Here is a 10,723-nt window from a genome sequence, read left to right as displayed (position 1 = left end):
TTTGGCTGGCTCAAGGATTGGCGCCGTGTGGCAACCCGTTACGACAGGTGCCCGAAGGTCTTCCTCTCAGCAATCGCCATCGCAGCTCTCGTCATCTATTGGCTATGAGTCCTGACCCTAGTTGGCTGGCTTCGATGTGCTGAAAGGCAACTCGATCCAATGCTAGCATCCAGGGCTAACGCCTGAGATCTGGCAAGTGTTAGCCCACAACGCACCCTCCAGGTAGCGGCCGCCGCCGTCTAGAGATCAGATTAGATGCCGTTCGCCATTTCTTGGTGCGGTGTGTTTGCGCGACGGGTGACAAACCAATGCTTTGCCCATTCGGCACAAAGGCCACGTTTAACCAGAAGCGCCCTTATATATTTGGATTAGTGGTTGGCGGTGATGGTTCTCAATAGACTTTATTATTCTGTCACTGGAGAAAACAACATTAATGACCAGCCCAAAATTGACAGGAGCATCCGGTGACGATCTCATTCAAGGGCTCGCATTTCCCAAAAGATGTGATCTTGCACGAGGTGTTTTTCTATCTGCGCTACTCAGTGTCGTATCGGGATCTGGAAGAAATCCTGGCTGAGCGCAGAGTTAAGGTTGATCACGCGACGCTGAACCGTTGGATCGTCAAATATGCGCCATTGATTGCCGACAAGGCACGTCGCCAGAAGCGAAACTGCGTCCGCCTCTGCAACGCTCGATGGGATTGAAGTTGCGCAGATGATCAGAAAGGGTCAGTTCGGAGTCGGAATCTGCCCGTTCAAGCAGTTTGCGAACCAAACCGCTTGAACTTAGTAAATTCCAACCAGCCCTCACACTTCAGAGAATTTTGCGACAAAGCCGCTAAGATCATACCGAACTTGCGAATTCGGACCAACGGCGGCTCTTCCCGCAATATGCGGCGGGAAGGGCAGAGTAGATGAACGGCAGATTCCTTTCGCGAGCTGTTAGTTCGTAGACCCGCCGATTTTGTGGCTGCGGCGAATGTCTCCTTTGATGAGCTGCAGCGCAGTGGTGGGACATATCTGCCAATGGCAAGTTCGGGCGGCCCGTTCATTTGCACACAGCGTCTGGCAAAATCGCAAAGGTCAGTTACAGTAGCCAATGTTCAAGCGCCCGCTTCAACACAATGCTTTGCTGCTACCTAACAGTTGCGTGAGATTTCGGGATAGGTCAAAAAAAGTTATGCCCTCCTAGCAATCTCAATTCAATACTGAAGAATATGAGTAATTTGGCGGAGATTTAAGTGCGACTTAGCGTGGGCATCGCTGTGTCAATTCTGGTGGCTGTGTCTATCGGAGTGTCGACCTTTATTGTCCATTCCCTATGGTGGACGACTGCGCGCGACAATAGCCGCATGCTTGCAGCTGAAATCAACGGCCAGATCGCGAACACTGTCCGCATCGAGGTGGGGGTGACGCTTAGGTCGGCCGAAGCCGCCTGGGCAGCCGTTCGCACGATCTTTGTCCAGAACGTCATCGCGACGCGACAGGCCGACAAGCGCGAGTTTGTTTTTTTGTCGCAACTGCAGGCGCAGCCGAATATCTCATGGATGTTCTTTGGCTGGCCCGATGGCAATTTTTTCGCGTCGCACCGTTTAGGTGACGGCGGGCTTGAGATGATTGAAATCGACAAGGGGATCCGCGACCGAATGCTGCGGAAGGATCGCTATATCTTTATCCCCGGTGACATTCAGTTCGAGGAGAGGACCTTTGCCGAAACATCCTATGATCCGCGCGAACATGCCTGGTTTGAAAACTTCATGGGTCTCAGCTCTGCGGGGTGGATCGAAACGCGCGACCTTCCGGATAGTAAAAAAACCGTTTACGCCTTTGCTGGTCCGATAGACGTTAACCGAACGCGGCAAGGTGTTCTGGCCGTTGCAATCGAAACGGATCGTTTGTCACGTTTTCTCGCCACGCTTGCCCCCGGCGAATTCGGCGCGGCATTTATTCTGAACGCTGACGGCAAAGTTATTGCAGTACCTGATGCAGAAGCGGATGAGATTACCCCGGCGCGAATGGGCGAAGGGAAGCTTTATGAAGTTGCTATGATCTCAGGCGAAAGGTTGTTGGCAGATCCCCAAGCGAATGCCCAAGGCACGTTGACGAAACGTGTCGTCATCGACGGCGTGCCTTATGCGGTGGCGCTGACGCCACTGGGGTTTTACGGCTGGCGCGTTGCCACGGTCATACCCGAAGCGGCGTTTCTGTCGAGCATCGATGAAGCGCTGATAAACTTGATATACGTTTTGATCGGTGTGGTGATCGTCGCAACCGGGCTGGCGATCTGGCTGATCCGAAGCATTGTCGCAAATCCGTTGGCACGCATCGCCGAAGATCTTGGCAAAATTGAACGCTTTGACGTCGAACGCATTGAGCGCAGACCCTCCAGACTGTCTGAGCTTGCCAATCTTTCTGCGGCAACCGCGAGCATGGCCGCTGGTTTGTCCGCTTTCCGAAAATACGTGCCCACCGATCTCGTGCGTATGCTGGTTGCTGAGGGCATCAAGATACAGCCGGGCGGAGAAATGAAACAGATCTCTGTGTTGTTTTGCGATGTAGCGGGTTTCACAGGGCTGTCCGAAAAACTTGGCCCAAATATTGTCCAGCTGATGGAGCCCTTCTTCAGCGCAGCCTCAGCGGCCATTACTCAAAACGGTGGGACGATCGACAAGTTTATTGGCGATGCCGTGATGGCGTTTTGGGGGGCGCCGCGTAAAGATGCCAATCACGCTGAAAATGCTTGCCGCGCAGCGCTGGACCTTGTCGCCGCCGTGGGCGCGTCCGGAATTGAAGATGAGGCCGGCAACCCCCTACGCGTCAGGATCGGGGTGAACAGCGGCGAGGCTCTGGTCGGAAATATCGGATCAGAGCAGCGGTTGAACTACACCGCGATTGGTGATGTCGTGAACGTTGCCAGTCGGTTGGAAGGGGCCAACAAAGACTATGGAACGCTGATCCTGGTCGGGCCGGAAACGAGGCGACAGGCCGCTGACGCAATCGTGGTCCGTGAGTTGGACACGCTTACCGTGTTTGGACGTGTTGAAGAGCTGGTGGTCTACGAACTGATCGCGATGGCGGATGGGCGTGTTGGATCATTTGCCTGGATAGAGGCTTATGAACGAGGCCTTACACATTATCGGACAGGGCGGTTTGAAGAGGCCGTTGCCGCATTCGCGGCCGCAGACCAGGCGCGAAACGGAGACCCCGCCTCAGTCGCCATGATGGCCCGCGCCCAAGACCTGTTAGACAGGCCGCCAAACGAAGGCTGGCGTGCGGTTACTAGCACCAACAAGAACCAGTAGGTAACTTCCGTTTAAGTTAAGGGGCTTTGGGAAAGTCCGACAAGTCTTGTGTTGTATGTGCTCAGCGCGCCAGGGGCTTCGCTCTCGCAGCGAATGTCCGGAAAGTGGGTTACGACCGCAGCATCACCACGCTGTAGCCAATGTCCGGTTTGGGCCGTCTAGGAAAACGACCCTGTGGCTCTAAATTTCAAAAGCTTCCGCGATGGCCAATGTGTCCTCCAACTCTAGGCCAGGATACCGTACCGTCCTATCCAATTTTGTATGTCCAGGCAGAAGTCGCTTATTGCGCAGATTGTCAATGTTTCTGCAGATCTGAGTAACCTTGGTTCACCTCTTAGAATGCGTTCCGTTGGTGCTCGCCTCAAGGTCTATGGGCTTCACCCATTCCCGGACAATCCGCACATACTGGCGGGTCGAGACGAGCGGGCGCTCATGAATAGCCGAAATTAACATGCCCGTCGTTTGCTAATGTCACTAATACTCTTAAGGTGAATGGAGCCTTAGGAGGCCTTAATGAAAAACCTAATTTTGATCTCGGTCTTGGCCGCTACTAGTACTGCGACCAGTGCCGAGGAGCAACGCATCGAGCTTAATAATTTCTATCCGCTTTCTCAGGAAAACTTTGACCTTGGTGATCATATTTTTCACATCGCCGACAACAAAGGAGGATTTGAAGTTATCGAAGGTCCTGTTGACGGCGGGCTTGCTCGATGCCTTGGATCGGGGTTCGGTTACCAAGATGGGACCAACTCAATCTCCGGAATATGCATTTTTGGTGAGGGCGAAGACACTTTCACTATGCGTTGGAAAGCAGGGGAAAAAGGCGCGGCAAACTCTTGGGAAATTATCGTCGGAACCGGGCGCTATGATGGGATGACTGGCGAGGGCATAGCCACGACGGACATTGTGTCGATGTACCAAGCACTACCTTTGAGGCGAACCCACATAGTAGGAACCGTGGAAATCCCTGAGTGAAATGTTGTCCCTGAGTTTATGACGGGTAGGGCCGTTGGATTGATCGTGGGAAGCAGGGCATGGGAAAACGTTACTGTTGCTCCAATGTTCGGTAGGTGATGGCGTCAGACATCATACACATCTCAGAGAGCAGCATTTCGCGGTTGCCGACGCAATGTAAGCCGTCCCATCAAAGCGCTCTTACTTCGAGGCCTTGAGTTGTTCGTCCAGATCAGAGAACGATGCGGCCCAGAATTCTGCCAGGAACGCTGAAACCTCCTGTTCTGAGATTTCCGACCTATTGCCTTCGGCATCCGTCGCTTGACCCATTGTGTATCGCAAGTCGGTGCCAGAGTTCGTTTGCGTCAGCTGATATGTCTCGGGCAGGCTTACTCCAGTGCGCGCCGGATCCTGGATGCAGGTCGAGAAATAGTCGAACGGTTCCCAATCAGTGATGCGATAGAAAAAGTCCGCCAATTCGTGAGAGCAATGATATTCCGACCCGTTGCTGAGGCGCCCTTGCGGGCTGTCGACGGTGATATCCTGAACACGGTTCATCCATTTCAGCTTTAGTTCAGGCGCGACCAACGCCTCCCAGACGACTGCAATTGGAGCATCGAAATGATGGCTGAAGGTCCAAACTCCGTCTTCCTTGGTCAAAAAATGGCGCTCGCGGTTGGTACGCAAACGTTCCCAAGATTTAGCCAAATCGTAGACCTTCATCGAAACCTCGCCAAAATGTTCGATGTCCTGTGAAAACGGTTCCACTATGCCTTTGATATCCATGGCGTTTGCAGCGGCCTCGCTAAACAGCGCGTAACTGCGTACACCGGTGGCTTCAACAACGTTCGTCTTGGCCATTCGGTGGACCAGAACAACGTCGGCGCCGGAAAAGTCTTTTACCGGGCCAAGTTGCATTTCTTCGAACTGGCCATGATGGGTGATAACCTTCAAATCCAGCCCTCCGACATTGGCACACGCGTTGCAGGTACAGGTTGTGTTGGCAATTATGTCCTGCCGACGAAGAGCAAATGCGTTGTAGAGATTCTCGCAGATGGTCAGGAAGGTCTCGCCGGAGGGGAAATCCTGCCGGGTTGAATATGCCAGAACGGCATCGCCTTCGGTTTTCCAGAAATGGAGCGGATCACCCACCTGTTCGACCAGTACGCCCAGCAAGGAATGCAAAATCGGATTAGCGTGATCCATTTCCGAAGTGGTCAAAAATTGTGTGTAGCCGGAAATGTCGGCGATCAACAGATATCCAGTTTGTGTTGACATGGCACGCTCCCCAAAAGAGTGTTTGGCGCGGTTATTTTGACCTACAAAGGGTTCAAAACCACTTTGGGTCCAAATGCGCCATAGACGGTCATCATGGTGTGTAGGCTGGAGCTCAGACGCAAAGTTGCCGGTGAGAGCCCGAAGTGGTTACCAAGTTCCCGCAATACAGCCCCTAAATGGCGCCGCCGCTATAGCGACGTCACTACGCCCATCCGAGTTGTTTTAGAGAGTGCCCATCATTCCAGATTTTGGTCATTCGGGCGATCTTATCACCTTCAAATTCCATAACGTAGGCATAGTTGGTTGCGATTTCTTTGCCGGTGGCAGGAACTGGTCCACCTTCACCGGTTTGTTTGCCGCTGAATACTGCTGTGGCCGTTACGATGTTGCGTTCGTGATCAGTCGAGAATGAGGTGATGTCGTAATTGCCATCTGGGATTGGGGTCAAAATTCCCGCCGTCCAGGCTGTATAATCTTCGATTGTCGAGATATCGGCCAATGCGTCGGCTTCGCATGTAAAAGTGGCACCGTCCTGACAGTATGTCTTGCAGACGTTCCAGCCTTTGCCTGTTTCGCATGCATCAAAGAAGGCCATAGCCGTTTCGGAAATACTCATCGTGTTTCTCCTATCCCTGTTTTACTAACGTCCAGCGCGTAGTCGCCTTCAACTCCATCTGGATGGGATAGTTTTAGAAGATTTATTTTAAAAAATCAATTTTAAAATAAATGAGGGATGAACTTCACTCGCGAATTTCCCGCATGATCAAGTCGTAAAAGTTTGGTATCACGTGCTTTTTTTCGTCGTGCCGCCCATACAAGACGGTCCCGTGAACGCAAAAAACCACAAAGCTTGCAAGCTGCGCCGTGTCCTTCTCCGCCCCGATATCTCCTTCCGCCTGGGCATTGCGTAGAGCGGCTTCAACCAGCGACTCCACCTCTGCACAGAACGCGCCCACCTGTTCAGCGGCCTCAGGACTTATCACATGTTTCTGCGCAAGGTGGTTCATCATCAGGCAGCCCTTGTATTCCGACTTGGCGGCCCCCAAAAAAACGTTTCGGAGAAACATTTCGACGCCCTCTAAGTTAGGGTTGTCGATCAGAATACGATAGCGCGGCCCGATAACATGATCGCGGTAATGATCCAAAGCTGCTGAAAACAATCCTTCCTTGTCTCCAAACTCCTTGTACATGCTGGCCGTGTTCAGCCCGGTTTCGCGGACAACGTCACTTATCGATGCAGCTTTGTAGCCGTTTTGCCAAAAAACACCCATGGCTTTTTCAACTACAGCTTCGCGTGAATATGATCTTGGTCTACCCATCGGAGTATATTAAAATGATCATTTAAAAATCGCAACACGTACCGTCTGAGCAAGATCAGGAAAAACCGTTACGCAGGGTAGAATATTCGTGAACTACCACGTTTTGCATGGTGTGCTCTTAAATTCCAACTCGCAGGCAAATAGTTGATTTGTCATTGCTCCGTGTAGCGGGAATGCTCCTGCGTTTTCTAAAATTGACGTCAGGATTGACAGCCATTCTTATTGTTCAAACCAACCGCAGTAAATGCGCTGCTCAATTTTCGCATCCCAGCGCGGCCTTCAATGACCGGTTCGATGAAATTCGCTGAGAGGCAAAGTTCCGATGGTCGAACGAGCCTGCCTTGACCTAGACCATTTGCACGAGCAATGCAGCATGATTTACAGCCTGGTCGCGTATCCCCGGAAATGTGAATCTTGACGCGTTTAAGTATCTCTGTAACGAGCGTCGGCTCACTCCCATTTCATCTGCCATGCATTGGACCGTTGCCCTACCGTCTCGTGCCAAATCGAGCTTTGGTTCGGGACTGAATGGACCACTCGTGGCGCGCTATTGTTCGCGTAATCTCCAACGTGGAAATTCGACCTATTTGAGTGCAAGGTAATTAAGGGCTGCATTTGGAGGAATACGTTTTGATGGAATCGAGTTCTGACTCTGGGACTTCCCCAGAATACTCCAAAACGCTGGAGGACTTTGACCTGGACCTCGCAAAGTCTGTCTTTTTCGGCAATTTCAGCGACGGAATCAATGCATGCGTAGAATGTTGTGATGCCCATTTGCAGGGCAATCCCCTGGCATTGAACTGGATTGCATTGGACGGGCACCATGAGACCCGCAACTTTGTAGAGTTGCGCGATGAAGCTGCGTGCTTCGCCAATTTGCTGAAGAAACAAGGCATCCGACCCGGCGATATCGTGGCGGGTCTGTTGCCGCGCACCCCGGATCTTGTGACAGTTGTTCTCGGCGCCCTCCGGGCAGGTGCGGCCTATCAGCCTTTGTTTACAGCCTTTGGGCCCAAGGCCATTCAGGACCGTTTGACCATGAGCGGCGCGAAGATGGTTGTGACTGACGCCGCGAACCGCAAAAAGCTCAACGAAGTGGAAGGTTGCCCGCCTGTCGCGATGATTGCTGACACGCGACAAGAGGTTGTTGGGGGAGACATTGATTTCCGCCGGGCAATGGCCTCGCAATCGCCTGAGTTCGTCCCGGTATTGCGGAACGGCGATGACCTGATGTTCATGATGGCGACATCTGGAACTACAGGTCCCGCAAAAGGAGTTCCCGTGCCCCTAAAAGCTCTGCCTGCCTTTAGATCTTACATGATCGAAGGGATCGGTCTGCGGCATGAGGATGTTTTCTGGAACATTGCCGATCCGGGCTGGGCCTATGGTCTATACTATGCGTTGATCTGCCCGCTACTATTGGGTCATGCAACCACTCTGGTCGAGGGACCATTCACAGTGGACAGTACATATGACGTGATTTCGAGATTGAATGTGACTAACTTTGCAGGCGCGCCTACTGCGTTTCGACTAATCATCGCCGCCGGAACCGAGCGCGCGTCACAGCTGCGCGATCAGATCCGGTGCATCAGCAGCGCAGGCGAGCCGCTAAACCCCGAAGTCATCCGCTGGTTCGAGGCCGAAATGAATGCGCCGATTAAAGATCACTATGGGCAGACCGAAACGGGTATGCTGGTGAATAATCATCACGGGCTCGAACATCCGGTCCGTCCGGGATCGGCCGGCTATGTTATGCCGGGATACAGGGTCGAGGTTCTGGCCGAGGATGGCAGCATCGCCGATTTCAATGAGCCTGGTCAATTGGCCGTCAACATCGCGGATTCACCTCTCTTGTTCTTTAGCGGCTACCTGAACAAGGGCAACAAATCGATCGAGAACGGATACTATCTTACCGGGGACACGGTGGAGCGGGACGAACACGGATGTATCACTTTCGTAGGGCGGAACGACGACGTCATCACCTCTTCGGGGTATCGCATCGGACCGTTCGACGTTGAAAGCGCCCTGATTGAACACCCTTCTGTGACGGAGGCGGCAGTCGTAGGCGTGCCGGACAAGGAACGGACCGAAATAGTGAAAGCGGTAGTCGTACTGGCGGAAGGCACAGAAGGTAGTGAGGCGTTGGCTGCAGAGCTGAGGGATTATGTCAAACAGCGCCTTTCTGCACACGCCTATCCTCGGCTTATCGAATTCGTCAAAGAACTGCCGAAGACACCCAGCGGCAAAATTCAAAGGTTCCTGCTCCGAGAAGCGAGTGTCGGCGCCACTTGATCTAGCCTCTCGAAGGCAAGCTTCGTCGTTCAAATACATGGCAATTCTGCTGGGCAGCGAACGGCGACTTAGTCCGCACTGTGTGAATTGACCGTTCCAGCCTCGCTGCGCTGCACCAATGGCCGGTTTCATCGCCGCGTCACAGCGCCAGATTTCGAGCGCATGCAGCATTTCTTCCGTAGCGAGCGCGCACCGCGAAAAATCACAATGACCGGGTTGGGCCGTTCGTATCGATAACGATAATGGGAGCCATTATCGTTACTGGTTTGCACTCGCAAACTTATCATTCACCTGCACGCAGTGCTGTATTAAGTGGTCGGCTACGGCAACTTTTGCAGGTATCGAGGTGGCGCACATGATCCGCAAAGGCCAATTCAAGCCTGGACTCTGTTCATTCAAACAATTCGCTGAGCTGACCGTCTAGCTCCAATCCGATCGTTAAAACAGCTCGTCGTGCTCAAAATTTTGCAACAAAACCGGCTACGTCCCGATCGGTGAGTGACTTTGGGCTGCAATCTGTTTTTGTAGCAAATCCCGAGCCTGCCGTCTCGTTACCGGGCTCTAGGTTTCAGCCGACATATCGGCTTCCACCCAGAACACCCCAGCATGATCTCCCTGACGCAGTAGTCCCTGAACCGTCTCTTGTGAGCCGGCGCAGGGGTTTTGAGTCATGGTCGGTCCATAACGTGGTGATCTGCCCATTATACAGAGTGGCCTTTCAGTTTTGAAGCGCAGCAGTTACCGGCATTACATCGCAGCCGGACCTAAATTCTCCCGCATTCCAGAATAGGTAGCATTCAGCTGGGCTAAGATTGCCAAGTGGACAAGCGATATCATAAATAATTTCCGCAAAACCCTCGATGATAACCCCAAACCCTGCCGCGACAATGATCACGGAACCAATGAGGTATCGACCATCTTCTTCAACTTGACCAGGCATTTGGTTTTCTTGAATTGACCCCAATTCAGGCGAATACCGTCTTCGATTGCGTATCCACCAGTATCAGTTCCGATCACATTAACATCCGACAAATCCCAGCTCCAATTCGGGTTTATTGCGGGATACTGCTGAGTGGCGGACAGGTTATTTTGACCCAGATGGCGCTCTGAAGGTAAAGCGAAGCCAAAGCCGGAAGAATTGGTGGTTTGGTAGGTATTGGCCATCCCATCAGCGTGATTGACTGTTTGCGAAACTGATGAGTGAACTTTGTGCGCAAACCCGCGTTGGCTATGGTCACGCAACGGACCAGCGGTGGACGTTCCGGCACTCAGGACAATGGCGAATGCGGTGACGGATGTAATCAGTGTCTTTTTCATTTCTTGGTCCCTCTAGGTTGAGCGTGTCTGATACGCTGTAGGTGGAACCAATTTGGAAATTTGAGGTTCGGATTTATTGCGCTGACAGGTCAAGGTTTTGAGAAAAGGCTTCAAGTTGACGCCTATCCCCGCCAGCATGAACTAGGGTCAGGACTCATAGCCAATAGATGACGAGAGCTGCGATGGCGATTGCTGAGAGGAAGACCTTCGGGCACCTGTCGTAACGGGTTGCCACACGGCGCCAATCCTTGAGCCTGCCAAA

7 protein-coding genes and 4 pseudogenes are annotated in these 10,723 nt (G+C 52.6%); 6 read left to right on the top strand and 5 right to left on the bottom strand.

The genetic code is table 11. The annotated features are described in order from the left end of the window. The 4 genes and pseudogenes from FN806_RS20170 to FN806_RS20150 form a co-directional block, all read left to right on the top strand. Positions 1-108, top strand: a pseudogene (locus FN806_RS20170) (IS5/IS1182 family transposase); the annotation flags it as partial. 356 nt (positions 109-464) lie between these two features. Beyond that, positions 465-668: pseudogene (locus FN806_RS20165) on the top strand (IS6 family transposase); the annotation flags it as partial. A 572-nt stretch (positions 669-1,240) separates the two neighbouring features. Next, positions 1,241-3,301 (top strand): adenylate/guanylate cyclase domain-containing protein, encoded by a 2,061-nt coding sequence (locus FN806_RS20160; protein ID WP_246097370.1) that lies wholly within the window; start codon positions 1,241-1,243, stop codon positions 3,299-3,301. A 513-nt stretch (positions 3,302-3,814) separates the two neighbouring features. Continuing rightward, complete coding sequence (locus FN806_RS20150; RefSeq protein WP_142640399.1) at positions 3,815-4,276, top strand: hypothetical protein; 462 nt, start codon at positions 3,815-3,817, stop codon at positions 4,274-4,276. 180 nt (positions 4,277-4,456) lie between these two features. On the opposite strand, the gene FN806_RS20145 is transcribed toward FN806_RS20150, so the two are convergent. From FN806_RS20145 to FN806_RS20135, 3 genes are all read right to left on the bottom strand, one after another. Continuing rightward, the gene (locus FN806_RS20145) at positions 4,457-5,533 is read right to left on the bottom strand and encodes a DUF2652 domain-containing protein (protein ID WP_142640398.1); all 1,077 of its coding nucleotides are present in this window, start codon (positions 5,531-5,533) and stop codon (positions 4,457-4,459) included. 202 nt (positions 5,534-5,735) lie between these two features. Further along, the gene (locus tag FN806_RS20140; RefSeq protein ID WP_142640397.1) at positions 5,736-6,149 is read right to left on the bottom strand and encodes an ester cyclase; all 414 of its coding nucleotides are present in this window, start codon (positions 6,147-6,149) and stop codon (positions 5,736-5,738) included. A gap of 124 nt (positions 6,150-6,273) precedes the next feature. After that, positions 6,274-6,804 (bottom strand): TetR/AcrR family transcriptional regulator, encoded by a 531-nt coding sequence (locus FN806_RS20135; protein ID WP_185956758.1) that lies wholly within the window; start codon positions 6,802-6,804, stop codon positions 6,274-6,276. Positions 6,805-7,647: 843 nt separating this feature from the next. On the opposite strand from FN806_RS20135, the gene FN806_RS20130 reads away from it, so the two are divergent. Both FN806_RS20130 and FN806_RS20125 read left to right on the top strand, forming a co-directional pair. Beyond that, positions 7,648-9,144 (top strand): AMP-binding protein, encoded by a 1,497-nt coding sequence (locus FN806_RS20130; protein WP_246097368.1) that lies wholly within the window; start codon positions 7,648-7,650, stop codon positions 9,142-9,144. 316 nt (positions 9,145-9,460) lie between these two features. After that, positions 9,461-9,568 (top strand): annotated as a pseudogene (locus tag FN806_RS20125) (IS6 family transposase); the annotation flags it as partial. Positions 9,569-10,035: 467 nt separating this feature from the next. Here the strand turns inward: FN806_RS20125 and FN806_RS20120 are convergent. Then, positions 10,036-10,461 (bottom strand): hypothetical protein, encoded by a 426-nt coding sequence (locus FN806_RS20120; protein ID WP_142640394.1) that lies wholly within the window; start codon positions 10,459-10,461, stop codon positions 10,036-10,038. Between the two features lie 154 nt (positions 10,462-10,615). Next, a pseudogene (locus FN806_RS20115) lies at positions 10,616-10,723 on the bottom strand (IS5/IS1182 family transposase); the annotation flags it as partial.

Source organism: Ruegeria faecimaris, from assembly GCF_900182615.1.
GTDB classification, from domain to species: Bacteria; Pseudomonadota; Alphaproteobacteria; order Rhodobacterales; family Rhodobacteraceae; genus Ruegeria; species Ruegeria faecimaris.
This window is presented reverse-complemented; position numbering and strand designations above follow the sequence as displayed.